This window comes from Kitasatospora sp. NPDC015120, from assembly GCF_043080305.1.
In the GTDB taxonomy this organism is placed as follows: Bacteria; Actinomycetota; Actinomycetes; order Streptomycetales; family Streptomycetaceae; genus Kitasatospora.
Genome location: NZ_JBIBVJ010000008.1, coordinates 202,392 through 218,896, shown reverse-complemented (window position 1 = coordinate 218,896; position 16,505 = coordinate 202,392). Strand labels below are relative to the sequence as shown.

25 protein-coding genes are annotated in these 16,505 nt (G+C 76.9%); 6 read left to right on the top strand and 19 right to left on the bottom strand.

Annotated features, from left to right (window positions below; all coding sequences use genetic code 11):
• Positions 1–166 precede the first annotated feature (166 nt).
• Complete coding sequence (locus tag ACF1AK_RS20990) at positions 167–391, bottom strand: hypothetical protein (RefSeq protein WP_391500316.1); 225 nt, start codon at positions 389–391, stop codon at positions 167–169.
• A 181-nt stretch (positions 392–572) separates the two neighbouring features.
• On the opposite strand from ACF1AK_RS20990, the gene ACF1AK_RS20985 reads away from it, so the two are divergent.
• Positions 573–1,031 carry an SRPBCC family protein gene (locus ACF1AK_RS20985; protein ID WP_391500315.1) on the top strand — a complete coding sequence of 153 codons (459 nt, stop codon included), beginning with the start codon at positions 573–575 and terminating at the stop codon, positions 1,029–1,031.
• An 83-nt stretch (positions 1,032–1,114) separates the two neighbouring features.
• On the opposite strand, the gene ACF1AK_RS20980 is transcribed toward ACF1AK_RS20985, so the two are convergent.
• Entirely contained in the window at positions 1,115–1,978 is an 864-nt protein-coding gene (locus ACF1AK_RS20980) for a hypothetical protein (RefSeq protein WP_391500314.1), read from the bottom strand.
• Positions 1,979–2,077: 99 nt separating this feature from the next.
• Between ACF1AK_RS20980 and ACF1AK_RS20975 the strand changes: the two genes are divergently transcribed.
• Positions 2,078–2,518 carry a hypothetical protein gene (locus ACF1AK_RS20975; RefSeq protein WP_391500313.1) on the top strand — a complete coding sequence of 147 codons (441 nt, stop codon included), beginning with the start codon at positions 2,078–2,080 and terminating at the stop codon, positions 2,516–2,518.
• A gap of 3 nt (positions 2,519–2,521) precedes the next feature.
• Here ACF1AK_RS20975 and ACF1AK_RS20970 read toward each other — a convergent pair whose 3' ends face one another.
• Positions 2,522–2,719, bottom strand: coding sequence for a hypothetical protein (locus ACF1AK_RS20970; protein WP_391500312.1), 198 nt, complete (start codon positions 2,717–2,719; stop codon positions 2,522–2,524).
• A 220-nt stretch (positions 2,720–2,939) separates the two neighbouring features.
• Between ACF1AK_RS20970 and ACF1AK_RS20965 the strand changes: the two genes are divergently transcribed.
• Positions 2,940–3,524 (top strand): DJ-1/PfpI/YhbO family deglycase/protease, encoded by a 585-nt coding sequence (locus ACF1AK_RS20965; protein ID WP_391500311.1) that lies wholly within the window; start codon positions 2,940–2,942, stop codon positions 3,522–3,524.
• Positions 3,525–4,609: 1,085 nt separating this feature from the next.
• Here the strand turns inward: ACF1AK_RS20965 and ACF1AK_RS20960 are convergent.
• From ACF1AK_RS20960 to ACF1AK_RS20950, 3 genes are all read right to left on the bottom strand, one after another.
• The gene (locus ACF1AK_RS20960; protein WP_391500310.1) at positions 4,610–5,257 is read right to left on the bottom strand and encodes an HAD-IIIA family hydrolase; all 648 of its coding nucleotides are present in this window, start codon (positions 5,255–5,257) and stop codon (positions 4,610–4,612) included.
• A gap of 109 nt (positions 5,258–5,366) precedes the next feature.
• Positions 5,367–5,927, bottom strand: coding sequence for a hemerythrin domain-containing protein (locus tag ACF1AK_RS20955; protein WP_391500309.1), 561 nt, complete (start codon positions 5,925–5,927; stop codon positions 5,367–5,369).
• Positions 5,928–6,086: 159 nt separating this feature from the next.
• Positions 6,087–6,497, bottom strand: a complete 411-nt coding sequence (locus ACF1AK_RS20950; RefSeq protein WP_391500308.1) for a DUF6098 family protein — start codon at positions 6,495–6,497, stop codon at positions 6,087–6,089.
• A gap of 201 nt (positions 6,498–6,698) precedes the next feature.
• On the opposite strand from ACF1AK_RS20950, the gene ACF1AK_RS20945 reads away from it, so the two are divergent.
• Positions 6,699–6,872, top strand: coding sequence for a hypothetical protein (locus ACF1AK_RS20945; protein WP_391500307.1), 174 nt, complete (start codon positions 6,699–6,701; stop codon positions 6,870–6,872).
• Positions 6,873–6,887: 15 nt separating this feature from the next.
• On the top strand, positions 6,888–7,706 hold the full coding sequence (locus ACF1AK_RS20940) for a VOC family protein (protein WP_391500306.1): 819 nt from the start codon (positions 6,888–6,890) through the stop codon (positions 7,704–7,706).
• A 186-nt stretch (positions 7,707–7,892) separates the two neighbouring features.
• On the opposite strand, the gene ACF1AK_RS20935 is transcribed toward ACF1AK_RS20940, so the two are convergent.
• The 4 genes from ACF1AK_RS20935 to ACF1AK_RS20920 all read right to left on the bottom strand — a co-directional run bounded on the left by ACF1AK_RS20935 (position 7,893) and on the right by ACF1AK_RS20920 (position 10,798).
• A complete protein-coding gene (locus ACF1AK_RS20935; protein ID WP_391500305.1) occupies positions 7,893–9,098 on the bottom strand; it encodes a cytochrome P450 in 1,206 nt (401 codons plus the stop codon).
• A 97-nt stretch (positions 9,099–9,195) separates the two neighbouring features.
• Complete coding sequence (locus ACF1AK_RS20930) at positions 9,196–9,414, bottom strand: ferredoxin (protein WP_391500304.1); 219 nt, start codon at positions 9,412–9,414, stop codon at positions 9,196–9,198.
• Positions 9,415–10,118: 704 nt separating this feature from the next.
• Positions 10,119–10,634 (bottom strand): DUF1360 domain-containing protein, encoded by a 516-nt coding sequence (locus tag ACF1AK_RS20925; RefSeq protein ID WP_391500303.1) that lies wholly within the window; start codon positions 10,632–10,634, stop codon positions 10,119–10,121.
• Entirely contained in the window at positions 10,631–10,798 is a 168-nt protein-coding gene (locus ACF1AK_RS20920; protein WP_391500302.1) for a hydrophobic protein, read from the bottom strand. Before ACF1AK_RS20920 ends, ACF1AK_RS20925 begins: the two co-directional genes overlap by 4 nt.
• Positions 10,799–10,947: 149 nt before the next feature.
• Here ACF1AK_RS20920 and ACF1AK_RS20915 point away from each other — a divergent pair, with 149 nt between their 5' ends.
• Entirely contained in the window at positions 10,948–11,508 is a 561-nt protein-coding gene (locus tag ACF1AK_RS20915; protein WP_391500301.1) for a hemerythrin domain-containing protein, read from the top strand.
• Positions 11,509–11,553: 45 nt separating this feature from the next.
• Here the strand turns inward: ACF1AK_RS20915 and ACF1AK_RS20910 are convergent, their stop codons facing one another.
• The 9 genes from ACF1AK_RS20910 to ACF1AK_RS20870 form a co-directional block, all read right to left on the bottom strand.
• Positions 11,554–13,407 (bottom strand): complex I subunit 5 family protein, encoded by a 1,854-nt coding sequence (locus ACF1AK_RS20910; RefSeq protein ID WP_391500300.1) that lies wholly within the window; start codon positions 13,405–13,407, stop codon positions 11,554–11,556.
• Positions 13,408–13,410: 3 nt separating this feature from the next.
• Positions 13,411–13,755 (bottom strand): sodium:proton antiporter, encoded by a 345-nt coding sequence (locus ACF1AK_RS20905; protein ID WP_391500299.1) that lies wholly within the window; start codon positions 13,753–13,755, stop codon positions 13,411–13,413.
• The gene (locus ACF1AK_RS20900) at positions 13,755–14,501 is read right to left on the bottom strand and encodes an MnhB domain-containing protein (RefSeq protein ID WP_391500298.1); all 747 of its coding nucleotides are present in this window, start codon (positions 14,499–14,501) and stop codon (positions 13,755–13,757) included. Before ACF1AK_RS20900 ends, ACF1AK_RS20905 begins: the two co-directional genes overlap by 1 nt.
• The gene (locus ACF1AK_RS20895) at positions 14,498–14,767 is read right to left on the bottom strand and encodes a Na(+)/H(+) antiporter subunit B (protein ID WP_391500297.1); all 270 of its coding nucleotides are present in this window, start codon (positions 14,765–14,767) and stop codon (positions 14,498–14,500) included. The genes ACF1AK_RS20900 and ACF1AK_RS20895 overlap by 4 nt, the downstream gene beginning before the upstream one ends.
• On the bottom strand, positions 14,764–15,045 hold the full coding sequence (locus ACF1AK_RS20890) for a monovalent cation/H(+) antiporter subunit G (RefSeq protein WP_391500296.1): 282 nt from the start codon (positions 15,043–15,045) through the stop codon (positions 14,764–14,766). The genes ACF1AK_RS20895 and ACF1AK_RS20890 overlap by 4 nt, the downstream gene beginning before the upstream one ends.
• Positions 15,042–15,302 carry a monovalent cation/H+ antiporter complex subunit F gene (locus ACF1AK_RS20885; protein WP_391500295.1) on the bottom strand — a complete coding sequence of 87 codons (261 nt, stop codon included), beginning with the start codon at positions 15,300–15,302 and terminating at the stop codon, positions 15,042–15,044. Before ACF1AK_RS20885 ends, ACF1AK_RS20890 begins: the two co-directional genes overlap by 4 nt.
• On the bottom strand, positions 15,299–15,763 hold the full coding sequence (locus tag ACF1AK_RS20880) for a Na+/H+ antiporter subunit E (protein WP_391500294.1): 465 nt from the start codon (positions 15,761–15,763) through the stop codon (positions 15,299–15,301). The genes ACF1AK_RS20885 and ACF1AK_RS20880 overlap by 4 nt, the downstream gene beginning before the upstream one ends.
• Positions 15,764–15,969: 206 nt before the next feature.
• Entirely contained in the window at positions 15,970–16,200 is a 231-nt protein-coding gene (locus ACF1AK_RS20875; RefSeq protein ID WP_391500293.1) for a hypothetical protein, read from the bottom strand.
• A gap of 59 nt (positions 16,201–16,259) precedes the next feature.
• Positions 16,260–16,433 (bottom strand): CsbD family protein, encoded by a 174-nt coding sequence (locus ACF1AK_RS20870; protein WP_391500292.1) that lies wholly within the window; start codon positions 16,431–16,433, stop codon positions 16,260–16,262.
• Positions 16,434–16,505 lie beyond the last annotated feature (72 nt).

Below are 16,505 nucleotides of genomic sequence, written 5' to 3'. Positions count from 1 at the left end.
GGGACCGACGCACGAGGTGCGGCCCTCGGCCGGGGGGGGGGGGGGGGGGGGGGGCCCGCCCCCCCCCCCGGGGGGGGGGGGGCCCCCCCCCCCCCCCGGGCGGGGGGGGGGGGGGGGGGGGGGGGGGGGGGGGCCCCCGGGGGGGCCCCCCCCCCCCGCCACGCTGTCAGCCCGCGGTCGCCGCCATGGTCTCGCGCACCGTGACCAGGCACGGATCGCAGTAGCGGTCCGGCACCCCGGCGGGCCCCTCCAGGCCGTTCGGGACCACCCGGCGGGACAGCTCCAACAGCTGCCCGCAGAGCGCTGTCGACGCGTCGTCCTTCGACACCACGTGCCACACCAGGCCCGACGGCTCCACCGCCGGATCGGACTCCGCCCACATCTCGTACACGACTGCCTCCCGGAGCAGGGGATCGGGGATTCCCATGCAATCCCGGGCGGCGCCGGTCGGCCACCGGTGGCACCCACTGGGACGGTTCTCCGGCCAACGGACGGTTACCGGCGCCCGGGCGGGGCAGGCGCGCAGCCGAGGCCGGGACGGGCCCGGCCGCGAACCACCAGGGAGGCACCGGATGAGCATGGTCAAGGAGTCGGTCGAGGTCGACGTGCCCCTGCACGCCGTCTACGACCAGTGGACGCTGTTCGAGGAGTTCCCCCGCTTCATGGAGGGCGTCGACTCGGTGACCCAGCTCGACGACCGCCACAACCACTGGCGGACCAGCATCGGCGGGGTCAGCCGGGAGTTCGACACCGAGATCGTCGACCAGCTGCCGGACGAGCGGATCGCCTGGCGGACCGTCGACGGAGAGGTCCAGCAGAAGGGCGTCGTCAGCTTCCACCGCATCGACGACGCGCACACCCGGGTCAGCCTGGCCATCGACTACCAGCCCGAGGGGATGGCCGAGAAGGCCGGATCCGCCCTGGGCATGGTCGACCGGCGGGTGAAGGGCGACCTGCGGCGGTTCAAGGACTTCATCGAGGAGCGTGGGCGCGCCGAAGGCGGCTGGCGGGGCCGGATCACCCCGGGCTGAGCCCGGAGCGCCCCGCACGACCGCGGCCCCGCTCCCCCCGACGGGGGGGACCGGGGCCGTCGTCAGGGCCGGACGGGGGGCGCTCAGCCGATCCCGGGCACGTCGCCCTCGGCGTCCTGCGGCCCGGTGGCGCCCTCGACCTCCTCGGGGGTCTCGACGCCGGGCCACTCGGTGCGGTCCTCGGCGCCGTGGGCCCGCTCGTCCCCGGCCCGCTCGTCCCCGGCCCGTTCCGTACCCTCCCGCTCCGCCTCGTCCTGCCTGATCCGCACCGACTCCTCCTCGGCCGACAGCCCGGCCGTGTCCTGCGGCGCGGCGGCCCGCAGGTCGCTGTGCGGGTCGAGCAGGTCGAGCCGCCCGGCCGCGGGCTCGGGGGTGCCGGCCACCTCGTCCGGCTCCGGCTCCTCCTGGGCCAGCCGCGCGTCCAGCGACTCGCCCTCCGCCTGCTCGGCCCCGGTGGTGCCGAACGCCTCGACGGCCACCGGCGCGTCCCCCGGAACCGCCTGCACCTGCGGGTCGCCCGACCACTCCTGGGACGGCGAGCCGTCCTGCAGATCGGGAATGCCCTCGTCCTCGGGCGGAGCGCCGGGATCGTGGCTGCGCGGCCCGGTCTCCGGCTCCCACACCGGCGGCTCGTCGGCCCCGGAGCCGGGCCCGGTCCCCGGCCCGTCCCGCGGCGGCGGATCGGCCTCCAGCGGCGCCCGGTGCTCCGGGCGGGCGTCGTCCTCGTCTGGCGCGACGCCCGTCACCGGGCCCTCGGCGATCTCCGGCTGTTGCTCGTCGCTGCCGGCCACGTTCGGCGTGCCGCCCTTGCCGACCGGCGCGGGCTCTCGTCGCGTGCCCGCGCCGTCCTCGGCGTCCCGCCCCGGCGGGCGTGCCCCGGCGGTGTCGGCGGGCCCGATCGCGCCGCCCATGTCGTGCAGCGGCCGTTCCCGCGGTGACTCGCTCATGGTGTCCTCCCAGTCCTCGAACTCCGGACCGTGCGCCTACCCGGCCCGGCGGCACGTACCGGGGCGGTTGCCCCGGAGCAGGCCGGGTAGGCGCCGGGTGTGGAGCCCTACGAACCCCCGGCGGACGGCGGACCCGGCGCGCACGACGCGGCGGGGTACGACCTGTGCGACCAGTGCGGCCGGGTCCTGCACGACGAGGAACTGCTCGGCGCGCTCGTCCCGGACTCCTCCGCCGTCCACGCCCACGACCCCGGACTCGACGGCAGGCGGGTCGTCACCGCGTGCTCGTCCGACCACCTCGCCGCGCTGATCGAGGAGTACCGCAACCGCCCGTTCGTCCACGAGGAGCAGTGGGCGGCGAAGATCTGCCGCACGCTCGCCGACTGCGACGAGCCGGTGCCGCTCGGCCTGGTCGCCGCACTCAGCGGCCTCTCCGAGCACCAGGCGCAACGCGGGGTGGAGTGGCACAACGCCCGCGCCCGCGAGTGGCGCGCCCGCTACGGCGGGCCCGATGCGGACGGCGACGACCCCGGCGGCTGACCGTCAGGGCGCCGCACGGTCCGCGGCCGGCGGTTCGGGACCGTCGTCCTCCTCGTCCTCCGCGGGCGCGTCGGCCACGGCCGGGCCCCGCTCCTGCTCCGGCTCCGGCTCCGCATCCTCGCGCCGGGGGCCGGACTCCTCGTCCGGCCGCCCGGCCGCCCGCTCCACACTGACGGCCCACGAGCGTCGTCTGGCACTCACCACTGCCTCCTCGGCTTCGGGGCGGACCCTCACGTCCACCGGTGGCCTGCGGCTACCCGACGCCGCAACCGCCCACACCCGTAGTCCAGCGCGATCCGCCGCCCCCAGCCACCCGACCACGCATACCGGTCGCCCGCCCGGGTACCCGCCCGCGTCCGGGGGGCACCACGCCCTGCCCACCGCTTCCCGCACCGGGAGGCGGCCGACCAGGAGGAGAACCATGACCCGCGACTGCAAGGCCCTGGCCATCGTCACCAACTACGGCGTGGAGCAGGACGAACTCCTCGTCCCGCTGCGCCACCTGCGCGACGACGGCGTGCGGGTCGACATCGCCGCCGTCGAGGACGACGACATCCGCACCCTCGTGGGGGACAAGGACCCCGGCGAGACGGTGCGCCCCACCCACACCCTCGGCCAGATCGACGCCGACGGCACCGACGGCTACGACCTGCTGCTGATCCCCGGCGGCACGATCAACGCCGACACCCTCCGCCTCCAGGAGGAGGCCGTCCGGTTGGTCCGCTCCTTCACCCGCACCGGCCGCGCCGTCGCGGCCATCTGCCACGGCCCCTGGCTGCTCGCCGAGGCCGGGGTCGCCGACGGCAAACGGATGACCTCGTACCCGTCGCTGCGCACCGACCTCACCAACGCGGGCGCCGCATGGACGGACGAACCGATGGTCGAGGACGACGCCGGTGGCTGGCACCTGATCACCTCCCGCAACCCGGGCGACCTCGGACCGTTCACCCAGGGCATCGACGCCGCCCTGCGCCGCGCTGTCGCGGCGGCGGGCCGGCCGGGGTAGCGGCTGGTGTCCTGTGGCGGGCTGGTGGGGCGTCGGCGAGTGGGGTCGATGCCGCCTTGGGCCGCACTGTCGCGGTAGCGGCCCGGCGGGTCGCCCGCCGGGTGCCGTATCGGATCGTTCACCCAGGGCATTGACGCGGCTTTGCGCCGCGCTGCCGCGGCGGCGGTCCGCCCCAGGTAGCGGTTTGGTGTCCCGTGGGGGGTGTCGGCGAGTGTCGAGGGGGATCGGCGTCGCGCTGTCGCGGCGGGGGCTGACGGCTGGGGCGCCCGCCTGGTGCGGTGCCGGACTTTCACCCCGCGCACTGACGCGGCGGCCCTGCGCCGCTCCGTCGTCGCGGTGCCGCGCGGGATCGATGCCGCGCGGCACACTGTCGCGGCGGCGGATCGGCCTGGGAAGCGGCCTTGCGTCTCGTGAGGGTGCCGGTGGGTGGTGGGCTTCGGCCAGTGGGGTGGCGCTGTGTCGCGCGGGGCGCTGCAGCCCTGCGCCGCACCGTGGGAGCGGCGGGCCGGCCCGGGTAGCGGCCCGGCGTCTCGTGGAGTGCCGGTGGGGTGGCCCCGTGGGATAGCGCTGTGTCGAGTGGGATCGGCGTCGCACTGCCCCGGCGGCCCGGTGATGCGGGCGCTCGCCTGGTGCGGTGCCGGACTTTCAGCCCGGGCATTGACGCGGCGACCCTGCGCCGCCCTGTCGCCGCGGTGCCGCGCGGGCACACTGTCGCGGCGGCGGATCGGCCCGGGTGCCGGCCCGGCGTCTCGTTGGGGGCGTGGTGGGGCTCGGCCAGTGGGGTGGTGCCGCGTCGAGCGAGCCCGGCGTCGCCCTGTCGCGGCGGCGGCCCGATGGCCCGGTCGTCCTCCCGGGGCGGTGGCAGGTCGACCGGATTCCTGGGGGCACGGACGGCGTGCGCGTGGACGGCGGGGTTGCCGTGCGCCGCCGCCGTGGCAACGGGCGGCGGGTACCGTTCGGCGTGGGGGCGGGGGCTGTGGTGCGGTGGCTCCTCGTGGGCGGTCCGCCCGGCATGATCGGGTGGCGGGCGCCGTCGGGGGAACCGGTCTGTCGGGCTTCGGTCGACGCGGCCCCGTGACCGGTCGTCAGCCGTGCAGCAGCAGGCCGGCGGCGTCTTCGGGGCTGTCGGCGGAGCGGCAGACGGCCGGGACGCAAGGTGGGCACGGTGCGGCCGGGGGCCGGGCGGTGTCGGGGATGCGGACGGCGTGGGCGCCGGCGGCCAGGGCGGCCTCGATCAGCGGGCTACCGTGAGCCACCACCGTGACGAGCTCCGGTGGCAGGGCGAGCGCGCGGCAGGCGGCGGTCACCAGACCGGTCGCGGGCGGCCGGCAGGCGCAGTCGTCGTGCGGCCCGTGCGGGCAGACCGCCCACACCTCGACCGGCCCGAGCAGCAGCTCGGTGCGGGCCTGGACCGCCTCCACCTGCTCGCGTCGCAGCACGCAGCGCGCAACCCCGGGCTGGGTGCTCAGCACACCGAGCGCGAAGCCGGCCGTGCGCAGCGCCGCGAGGGCGGCCCGCACCCCGGCCAGGGGGTGGACCGCGCCGGGGTCGCCGTTGCAGGAGACGTCCTGGATCAGCGTGCCGTCCCGGCCGAAGAGCACGGCGCCGGGCGACGCGCCCACCGCCGCGCGGTGCGGTTCGCGCAGGGACAGCCAGGCACCGGGCCGGCTCGCGGGGGCCCCGGCCGGGCGGGGGAGCGGGACGGTCGTCACGGTGCTTTCGAGGTACGCCATACTCCTGCGGGTTGCCGAGGAGCGGCGGCCGAAACGGTGCCGGCCGGACCGGTGTGCTGCTGACGCACCGTCGGACGGCTGCGGCTGGGGCTGGGGCCGCGGCGCCGGGTCACGGCGAGTGCGGCCGGTGGGCGCTGTCGTGGCCGGTGAACCGCTCGCGCAGCGAGGCGATGGCCCCGGTGCCCGGGGGCAGCCCCCAGACGGAGGAGCAGGGCCCGGTCCGCCGGGCCTCGGCGAGCCGGTCGGCGCAGCGCCGCAGCTCCGCCGCCGGGACGGCCGCGCGGACCAGCGGGAAGAGCCGCTCGTTCTCGCCGCTGAGGTGGGCGCGCAGGAGGACCAGCAGCGCGCCGGTGCAGTGGGTGCGGTCGGCAGCGGGCAGCCGTTCGTCCATCGCCCGTGCCAGCAGCCGCCGCACCGTCGTGTGGGTGTGGGCGGCGGCGTCCGCGAGCGCCCGCCCGGCGGGCAGGTACTGGCCGACGAGCGGGTAGAAGTACGTCTCCTCGGCGGTCAGGTGCTCGTCGAGGAGCCGGTCCAGTTCGGCCAGCAGCCGGTGGCCGTCCGCCACGGCGTGCTCGCCGCGGGCGTGGACGGTGTCGAGTCGGCGCAGCAGGGCCTCCACCGCGCGGTGGGCGGTGGACAGGTCGGCCAGGAGCCCGTCAGGGCCGTTCATGGTGCCTCCGTACGGGGGCGGGTGCGGGGTGTCGGGGAACCTGTGCGTCTGCCCGCCCCCCGGCGCTTCAACCGCACCGGGGGCGTCGGGTCCGATCCGGTTCGAGCAGGCCGCCGTCCGGTCCGCCGTCCGGTCCGCCGCTCCGGTCCGCCCCTCCGGTCAGTCGGCCGAGTCACGGCCGCGCGCGAACCGCTCCCGGTAGCGCTCGGCGGCCTGGGAGAGGAGCCGTGGGCCCAGCCAGGCGAGCGGCAGCGGTTCGGCGATCAGCGGCTCGTGGTCCGGGCCGGTGCCGGCCACCCGGCCGGTGAGGATCCACGGCCGCCGGTCGGAGCGCTTCTCGGCGAGGTGGGCGTAGCTGAACACCCGGCGGGCCACCCAGTCGGCCGCCGGCCGGGGCCACCAGGGCTCCGGGCGCAGCGGTGTGACGGACAGGCCGGGCAGCGGTACGTCCGCCTCGTGGTCCAGGCTGCCCGCAGCGTCCGCGGCGGGGCCGCGCGAGTAGCGCAGATAGACGTCGACGTCACCGGTGGCGACGGCGGTCAGCAGCTCCAGGTCGTCGATCAGCTCCATGGGGACCCCGCAGACGTTCCCCCCGTCGGGCTGGCCGCCCCGGCGGCGGTACCGCAACGGGACGTGCCGGGCGCCTGCCCGTCGCCCCGCGCCCCAACCCCGCAGGCCCCCGGTGCGCGGGTTTGCCGTCCGGCGCTCCGGGGACACGCCGGGCTGCCGGGGGGAGCCGGCCGAGACGGAGGAGGACGGAGGAGTGCGGCCATGACGAACGACGTGAGCGTCCTGCCGGGGGAGGACCACAGGGAGGTCCGGCGGCTCCTCCGGGCGTTCCGGGAACTCGCCGGCAGGGCCGGCCCGGGCGTGGAGCCGGCCCGGCGCGCGGCGGCCGAGCGCAGGGACCCCCTCCGCCGGCCGGCCGACACCCCGGAGGGCTGAACCGTGCGAGGGCTCATGGACCACGAGTGCCCCACCGCGCCCGCGCCGTCGCCGTCGCCGGCCGGACCGCCGAGCTGCGTGCCGGCCGTGCCGTGCTGGGTGAGCCTGCTCAGCCGTGACCTGCCGGCCGCCACCTCCTTCTACGGCCCCCTGCTCGGCTGGACCTTCCGTCCGGCGCCGAGCCCCTGGGGGCCCTACCTGCACGGCATCGCCGACGGCGCCGTGGTGGCGGGCCTCGCCGAGACGGCCCGCCGCCGGGGGTTCCCGGTCGGCTGGACCACCTACTTCGGCACCGAGGACGCCGACGCCGCCGCCGAGCGGATCCGCTCCGGCGGCGGCACCGTGGCCGTCGGCCCGCTGACCTTCGACGGGGGCCGGGTGGTGCTGGGCGCCGATTCCCAGAACGCCGTCTTCGGTCTCTGGCAGGCACCCGCCCGCCCGCCGGGGCGGCCGTGCGGACCGGGCGCGCCGGTCCGCACCGAGCTGCGCACCCGCGACGCCTTCGCCGCCGCCATCTTCTACGCCCGGGTCTTCGACTGGGCGGAGCGCGACGGTGACGGCTACGACATCCGCTACGAGCACGACCGGGTGGTGCTGCGGGTCGACGGCCGTGCCGCCGCCACCCTGCGCGGCGGCGGCACCGACGGCGCCGCCGAGCCGCTGCTGAGGCCGCGCTGGCACGTCCACTTCGAGACCGCGGACGTCGACGACGCGGCCGCCCGCGCACTGCGGCTGGGCGGCCGGGTGCTCCGGCCGCCCGTCGACACCCCGTACGGCAGGGTGGCCGCCCTCCAAGACGCGGAGGGCGGCCTGTTCCACCTGGTGGCACCGTGAGCCGGGCCTGAGCGGCATCCGAGCAGCGCCCTCACGCGGTGTCGGTTCCACCGCGTACGAGGGCTGGGGTGCCTGCGTTGTGGCGGGGCCGGGTGGGGGAGTGGGCGGCCGAGGTGTCGGGCCCTCGGCCCGCACCGCAGCCGTTCTCGTCACCCGGCTCCGCACAGGACCGCCCGGACAGCCCGCTCACCAGGTCACGGGCAGTGACCGCATCCCGTAGATGAACGACTCGGTCCGGAACTCGCGCTCGCCGGTCGGCCGCAGCCCGGGCAGTCGGCGGAACAGCGTCTCCAGGGCGATCTGGAGCTCGGCGCGGGCCAGCGGCTGGCCCAGGCACTGGTGCACGCCGAAGCCGAACGCCACGTGCCGCCGGGCGTCCCGGTGCAGGTCCAGCTCGTCCGTCGCCCGATGGCCGGCGCCGCCGAACACCGTCTCGTCCCGGTTGGCGGTGGAGAGCATCGCCATTACGCCCTCCCCGGCCCGGACGGTGACGCCGCCCAGCTCCACGTCCTCCAGCGCCACCCGGGGCAGGCCGGTGTGCACGATGGTCAGCAGCCGCAACAGCTCCTCCACCGCGCCCGGCAGGGTGGCCGGGTCGGCCAGGCCGGGGATCTGCTCGGGGTGCTCCAGCAGCAGGGCGGTCGACAGCGAGATCATGTTCGCGGTCGTCTCGTGTCCGGCGATCAGCAGCAGCACGCCCGTGGCGGCCACGTCGTCCGGGGTCAGGTCGTCCCGCGCCGCGAGCCGGCTGAGGACGTCGTCCTCCGGCTGTGCGCGCTTGCGGGCCGTCAGGTCGCGCAGGTAGTCGTGGACCTCCTCCTGGGCCTTCCGGAGCTGCTCCACGGTGCTCTCCTGGTTGAGCATCGTGCGGCTCAGGCTCTGGAAGCGGTCGTGGTCCTCGTACGGCACGCCGAGCAGCAGGCAGATCACCAGCGAGGGCACCGGCAGCGCGAAGTCGGCGACCAGGTCGGCCGTGGTCCGGCCCGCGGTCATCCGGTCCAGCGCCGCGTCCACGATCCGCTGGATCTCCGGGCGCAGCGCCTCCACCCGCTTGACCAGGAACTCCCCGGTGAGCATGCGGCGCTGGCGGGCGTGCTCGGGGTCGTCGAGCCGCAGGAAGTCCGGAGTGTCGGTGATCAGTTCGCGAGCGCCGGCGATCAGCAGCGGGAAGGCCGGGTGGCGTATGTCGGCACTGAACCGGCGGTCGGACAGCACGGTGCGGACCTCGGTGAAGCCCGTGACCAGCCAGCAGAGGTCGCCGTCGGGCAGCTCGGCCCTGGTGACCGGCCCGGTGGCGGCGGCCTCGGAGTACGCGGGCGGCGGGCCGAACGGGCAGCCGCCGGAGTGCCGGGCCGGCAGGGGGAGGACGGGGGTGGTGGGTGCGGTGGTCAAGGCGGGGGTCTCCTCACATCGCGGGTGTTCTCGTGGGGTTCGGGGCCCGGGAAGGCTCCCGGCGGCCTTGCGGGGCCGGGCCGGCGGCGGGGGACCGTCAGGCCCCGGTCCGCGCGGGCTCGTCCCCGGTGACGGTGATCGCCCGGCCCGGGCAGAGCTCGGAGGCGAGCCTGACGGCTTCGAACTGCTCCGGCTGCACGACGGTCTGACGGAGCATCACCAGACTGTCCCGGTCGTCCTGGTCGAAGACCGCGGGGGCGTTCGTCACGCACATGCCGGAGCTGCAGCACCGGTCCCGGTCGACGCTCACCTGCATGTCGGACACCTTTCGCCAGGGCAGCGCCGGCTGCCCGGCGGCTGCCTCTCGTTGTCACGGTCAACCTAGCCGTCGCCGGTCCGTTGACGGACGGGTGCGGTGGCCGGATCGAGATTGGCTGATTCGGCGTCAGTGCGCGGATCCCCGGGGCGGGGCAAGGCGTTTCAACCCGCGGCACGCCGCCGGACGGATCGGCGGGCCCGGCCGCGCGGACGGCTCCACCCGCCTTCGGCGATGGTCAACTCCCTTACGGGGGACCCGTGTCGGCCTCGGCGGCGCTCTTGTCCGGCCGGTGGCGCACCACTCGGGCGAACCGCCGGGCCGGCCCCGCGTGGTGGCGGAGGTGCCCGGCGGGGTAGCGGCGGCTGCCCGGCAGGGTAGCGGGGGCTGCCCGGCAGGGCCACCCCCCGCGGGGTAGCGGGGACCGCGCCGGAGGACGTCGAAGGCGACGTGGTGACCAGTTCCGGCCGGACCGGCACCGTCCGGGCGCCCGTGACGGTCTTGCCGGGCACCACCCGCGGACCGGGGCCCGGCCCGCAGGCCCGCCTGGACCGCCTGGACCCCCTGGACCGCCTGGACCCCCTGGACCGCTTGGGCTGCTTGGGCAGCGCGACACCAAGCGCGCCATGCCGTCGGGCGCGCGGTCCGCACGTGGTTCTTCGAGGTCGTCCGGCTCCGCTCGCGATCGGGCGGACAGATGCCGGCTAGCCGTCGTCGCCGACGGCCTGCTGGGCGGCCACCCGGGCGAAGTGCAGGAAGTCGGCCGCCGTGAGCGCCGACAGGCCCGCGCAGAGCAGGCGGGTCGGGGCCGGGGCGAGCACCTGTCCGGCGGTCAGGGCGGTGGCGACCCACAGCCCGGTGCAGAACGGACAGGTGATCAGCTCGCCGACGGCCTTCCGGGTCCCGGTGCCGCGGACGTCCTCGGCCAGTTCGGCGGGGCCGGACGCGCCGCGGAAGCGGGTGAACGGCAGCCGCAGCGGGCTGGTCACCGGGTCCTTGGCGATCAGCCGGGAGAGCCGGTGCACGGCGCCCGCCGTCAGCGCGACGTCCCACGGGCCGGGCGCGGGCAGCGCCCGCCCGGTCCTGCGGGCGAGGACGGCGAGTGTGCCGACGCCGCCCAGGTAGGCGGCCGTCGCGGCCAGGTAGCCGCCGATCGGCTGCTCGCCGTCCGGCTCGTAGGCCGCGCGCTCGCGCCGCAGGGCGGCCTGCGGGCGGGTCACCACCGGTACCACCGGCTTCCGCCGGCCCGGCCGCCGCTGCGGAACACGAAGCCGAGCAGCCACAGCGCGAGGACGAGGAGCGCGATCCACCACAGCGCGTGGACGGCGAAGCCCGCACCACCGAGGACCAGCGCCAGCAGCAGGACGAGAGCGAGGGCAAGCATCGGGTACCGCCTTCCGTGGCCGGATCATTCGGTCGGACGGGCGTGTGCCCGGCCCGGTGCGGTCCATGCGTGCCGTCCTCCGGCCCGGGTAGCCGCCCGGGCGGGCCCGCCGGAGCGCCCGGCCGGTCCCGTCGCGGAAGGAGGCCGTCATGCACCGTGACGCAGACCTGCTGGAGGAGCTCACCGCCGACCACCGGGCGGTGCTCACCCACTTCAGCGAGATGAAGGGCCTGCCGCTGGGCGACCCGGCCCGCGGCGAGCTGGCCGCGGTGATCATCGACCAGCTGGTCCGGCACACCGCCGCCGAGGAGCGGCACCTCTACCCGCTGGCCCGCGAACGGCTGGCCGACGGCCCGCAGGTGGTGGCGCGGGAACTCGCCGACCACCGGGGCGTGGAGGCGCTGTTGGAGGAACTGCGGCTGACCGACGCCGGCTCCCCCCGCTTCGATCGTCTGATGGCCCTGGTGATCGAGGAGGTGACGGGGCACGCCGGCGACGAGGAGGCCCGGCTGTTCCCCGCCCTGCGCGCCGTCGCCACCCCGGCGGAACTGCGCGATCTCGGCGACCGCGCCCGGGAGACCAAGGCCCGTTCCACCGGCCGTCCACGCCACCAGCCCCCGGCCGCCCGCCCGGCCGACCACCTGCCCCCGCCGGAGCGCTCCCTCGGCGAGCGTCTGCGGGCCTTCCTGACCCCGGGCGCTCCCGGTTAGAACGGGCGGACGGCGGCTCGGCGCCGGCTGCTCGCGAGCCGCTGCTCACAGCCGGGCGGCGAGCGCCACCACCAGGGCCGCCAGCCCGAGGGTCAGCCAGGCCACGTAGTCCCCGAGCAGGCCGGAGTGCAGCCGCCGCAGGGGCAGGACGACGACGCGGTGGAGGCGGCCGGGGCCGCGGCGGTGGCGGCGGCGGACGGCGGCGGTGGCGAGGGCGGCGGCGAGCAGCGCGGAGAGCAGGCCGAGGGCGGTGCCGCTCGCCGTCCAGGCCGCCCCGGGGACCGGGCCGGGCGTGGCCGGGGCGGTGCCGGTGAGGGTGTCGGCCAGGTAGCCGGGCCGGTCGGTGAAGGCGGTGGCGGCCTCGGCGAGCGCCCCGGCCACGCCCGGCACGGCGCCGACCGCCAGGCAGCCGGTCAGCAGCAGTGCGGGGACGGCGACCATCGGGGCGGGCGGCCGGCGGCCGGGCCCGCGGACCTCGGGCTCCTCGCCCTCGCCGCTGGTGGCAGCCTGTTCGGGATGCTCCGACGGCCGGACGCCGACGCCGCCGAACACCCGCAGCGCGGCCCGCAGCACCGCCCCACCGGTGACCGCGGAGACCAGCACGAACACCACCGGCAGCAGGCCCGACCGCTCCCCGGCGGCCTCCTCGGCGAGTGCCTTGCCGAGCCCGGTACCGAACGGCGGCAGGCCCGCCAGGGCGAGCGCGCCGACGCCGAACAGCAGCCCGGGGAGCCGCAGTTCGCGGGCCCGGCCGTACAGCCCGTGCTCGTCCACCGAGCCGTAGCGGTCCAGCAGCACCCCGGTGAGGCCGAAGAGCGCCGCCTTGGCCCCGGCGTGCCCGGCCAGGTACACCGCCGAGCCGGTCAGCCCGGCCGGGGTCAGCAGCGCCACGCCCACCAGGAACAGGCCGACGTGCCCGACGGTGGAGAACGCCAGCAGCCGTTTGAGGTGGCGCTGCTGCCAGCACATCACCGCGCCGACGAGCGCGGTCACCACTCCGGCCGTGAGCAGGGTGTCGCGCACGGCGTCGTCGGGCAGCCCGCCGGGCCCGGCGAAGACCACCCGGTGGATCCGGGCCACCCCGTAGATCCCGAGCTCCACCATCACCCCGGACAGCAGCATGCAGACCGGGCTCGGGGCGACCGCGTGGGCGTCGGGCAGCCAGAAGTGGAAGGGCGCCGTCGCGGCCTTGACCAGCGGGCCCGCCAGCACCAGCACGAACGCGCACAGCAGCAGGGCGTCCGGACCGCCGCCCCCGGAGGCCGCCCGCCGGTCCAGCGCCTCGCCGAGCTGGGCCAGCCCGAGCTCCCCGGTGCGGGCGTACAGCAGGCCGATGCCGAGCAGCGAGCAGTACGCCGCCAGCGAGTTGACGACGCCGAAGGCGATCGCCCCCTGGAGCGGGCGCGGGTCCTCGATCCGGTAGCCGGTCAGCGCGTAGGCGACGGCGCCCATGAGCTCGAAGAAGACGAAGGCGTCGAAGAGGTCGCCGGTGAGCGCGAACCCGCACATCCCGGCCTGGAAGAGCAGCAGCAGCGCCGGGAACACCCCGGCGTGCCGGCCGGCCGGCTCCTCGAAGTAGCGCCAGGCGTAGCAGAGCACGGCGAGCACCAGGACGGCGGCGAGCAGCGCGAGCCCGCCGCCGAGCCGGTCGGCGACCAGCACGATGCCGACGCTGTGCCCGCCGCCCGGCGTCCAGCCGCCGAGCCAGGAGACGACCCGCTCCTGCGGCCCGGTGCGCGCCCACAGCACGGCCAGGACGAGCACGCCGGCGCCGGCGCAGGCGGTGGCCAGTGCGTCCAGGGCGGTGCGCGGCAGCCACCGGCCGGCGACCGCCAGCACGGCGACGCCCAGCAGCGGGACGGCGACGGCGAGCGGCGGCAGGTCGGCGGTGGCGGGCACCGGCTACCCCCGCAGCCCGGTGAGCGCCGCCGGGTCCACCGTGCCGTGCCGCTTGCGCAGTTGGACCACCAGGGCGAGCAGCAGCGCGGTGACGGTGGCGCCGACCACGATGTCGGTCAGGGCCAGCGCCTGGACCACCGGGTCCACCACCGGTGAGCCGGGCGGCAGGTCGGCGAAGACCGGCGCGGTGGCGCCGTCGCGGTAGCCGACGGCGAGCAGCAGGACGTAGGTGGACGACTGGGCGACGGCCAGGCACCCGACCGCCTGCACCAGGTCGCGGCTGGTGACCAGGCCGTAGAGGCCGGCCAGCAGGATCCAGCCGGCCACCAGGTAGGGCAGCACGTCCATCAGCCCCGCCCCCCGTCGTGGTCCGGCACGATCTCCACGGCCTGGTCGAGGAAGTGCGCGAGGACGACGATCACACCGGAGGCGACCTCCACCCCGACCACGGCGTTGATCACCGGGACGAGCCCGCCGGAGGAGAGCTGGTTGAACGTGCCGAGCGGCAGGGTGTTGGCCAGGTAGCCGGCCCCGGCGGCGAGTCCGACCAGGCCGAGCGCGGCGAAGGCGCCGGCCGCCAGGGCGTCGGCGACGTCCAGCGCGGCCAGCGGACGCACCCGGCGCAGCGCCCGGTAGTCGGCGGCGACGTACGCGAGGTGCAGCGCGGTGGCCAGCACCACGCCGCCCTGGAAGCCGCCGCCGGGGCTCAGCTGGCCGTGGGCGACGACGTACCCGCCGACCAGCACGGTCACCGGCAGCAGGGTGGCGCCGAACAGCCGGGTGGTGGGCAGCACCGGCTCGGCGGCGGGACGGCTGCGGTGCTCGTCCCGGGCGAGGCGCAGCAGCATGGAGGCGCCGAGCACCGAGGCGAACAGGATGGACTCCTCGCCGAGCGTGTCGAAGGCCCGCTGGTCGAAGTTGACGGAGGAGACGATGTTGGCGGTGCGGCGGGCGAGTCCCGCCGCCACCGCCCGCTCCCCGTACGGGTGGTCGGGCCCGCCGAAGGCCGGCAGGCCGGTCGCGGCGGCGATCAGCGCGGCGGCGAGGACGGCCGCGCCGAAGAGGAACAGCCGCAGCCTGGCGGCCGCGCTCACCCCTTGCCGTCCGGGTCGTCCTCGGAGTGGGCGCCGCGCCGGATCCGGCGCACGGTGAGCAGGATCAGCAGCGGGGTGACGGCGCTGCCGACGCCGAGTTGGGAGAGCGCCACGTCGGGCGCCTGGAGGACGGTGAACAGCAGGGTGAGGGAGAGCCCGAGCAGGGCGAGCACCACGGCCTGCCGGGCGGGGTCACGGGTGAGCGCGGCGGTGGTGGCGGTGACGGCGGTGCACAGCAGGGCGACCACGATCAGGGTGTTGGTCACCGGGCGGCCTCCCGGGTCGCCCGGCCGACGGCCATCGTGGTGACGGTGCCTCCGGCGGCCAGCAGCAGGCCGATGAACAGCAGTTTCGCGGCGGCCCGGCCGGGCCCGGTCTCCACCGCGAGGGCGAGAGCGACCAGCGGCGCGCCGAGCGTGCCGGCGGGGGAGAGGGCGTGCAGCCGCAGATAGGGGCCGGGCAGGACGGCGAGGCCGACGGCGGCCAGCAGCAGCGCGGCGGCGCCGGCGCACAGCAGCACCAGGGCGAGGGTGTGGCGGGTCATCGGGGTTTCCTTCCGGCCAGCAGCCGGGTGAACACCAGGGTGCCGGCCGGGGCGAGGACGGCGAGGTCCAGGGCGACGTCGGTGTAGGAGGTGCGGGCGAACCCCTGGGCGAGCAGCAGCAGGACGGCGGAGGTGATCGTCCCGGCGAGGTTGAGCGCCGCGACGCGCTGCTCGGGCGTGCCGCGCAGGCCGGTCGGCAGACAGGGGCCGAGGCCGCCGAGGGCCAGCACGGCGGCGGCCGGCAGCCAGGCGTTCACCGGGGGCCGCCGGTCAGCGCCCGTTGCAGCGCGGGCACGGTGGCGTCCAGCGCGTGGACGGTGAGCACGCCGTCGCGGGCCTCGACCACGAAGCCGCCGGGGGTGGCGGAGAGCAGTGCCCCGGCCCAGGCGGCACCGGTGCCGGGGGCGAGCCGCACGGTGCGGAAGCCGCCGTCCGCCGGCCTGCGGCGGGGGTGGCGCAGGGTGCGCAGGACGAGCAGGGCCAGCCGGCCGGTGTCGGAGAGCAGGGTGGCGGGGAAGGCCCACAGCGCCCGGGCCCAGCCGGTCCATCCGCCCGGGGCGGCGTCCGAGGCCCGGCGGGCGGCGACGGCGCCCAGCGCGCCGAGGGCGGCGATGCCACCGCCCACGGCGACCTCCAGGGCGCTCACGGAGCTGATCAGCACCACGTAGAGCAGCAACAACAGGCCCCACCAGAGCAGGAGTTCCACGGCCGTGCGCATCGCCTCACCCCGGGTCGCCGGTTCGCCGCGCGCGGAGGGGCGCGGCGCGGCCCCAGATGTACCGCCGTGCGGGTGCGGGCGTCCCGCGCGCAACGCCGTGCGGTGCGCGATCACCGGGGCGGACCACCCGTTCGCCGCAGGCCGGACGGGACGTTGTGATCATCCCACCGGCCTGCGGCGAACGGTGTGGGGGTGCGGGGGAGCGGTCAGTCGGGCGGCTCGTACGGCCGGGGTTCGCCGGCGGGCCGGTCGGGCGGGGGCTCACGCCCCGGCTCCGCGTCTCCTCGCTGGGTCACCGCGTACTCGGGGCCGTCGGCCGGGCCCTTGTCGTCCTCGTGCTCCGGCGGACCGCCCTCGCCGGTCATCCGGGACTCGGGCGTCTCGACCCGCACGGGTGGGTCCGGGGGTTCGCGGGTACGGTCGTCCGGGTTGGTCATGGTCGCCCACCTCCCGTTCGTCGGTGTCGATGCGGTCGCCGCGTCAGTCCACGGCCGCGTCAGTCCTTGCCCACGTCCTTGAGCTTCTCGGCGGCCTGCTTCAGGTCGCTCTTCGCCTGGGTGCCGCGGCCCTTGGCCTCCATCGTGCGGTCACCGGTGGCCCGGCCGACGGCCTCCTTGGCCTTGCCGCGGGCCTTCTCGGCCATGTTGCGCACCTTGTCGTCGGTCGCCATGGTGTTCGCCTCCGTTCGCCACGGGCGGGCCGGTGCCCGCCCGGGAGGCGTCTGCCCCGGGACGGGCAGGTC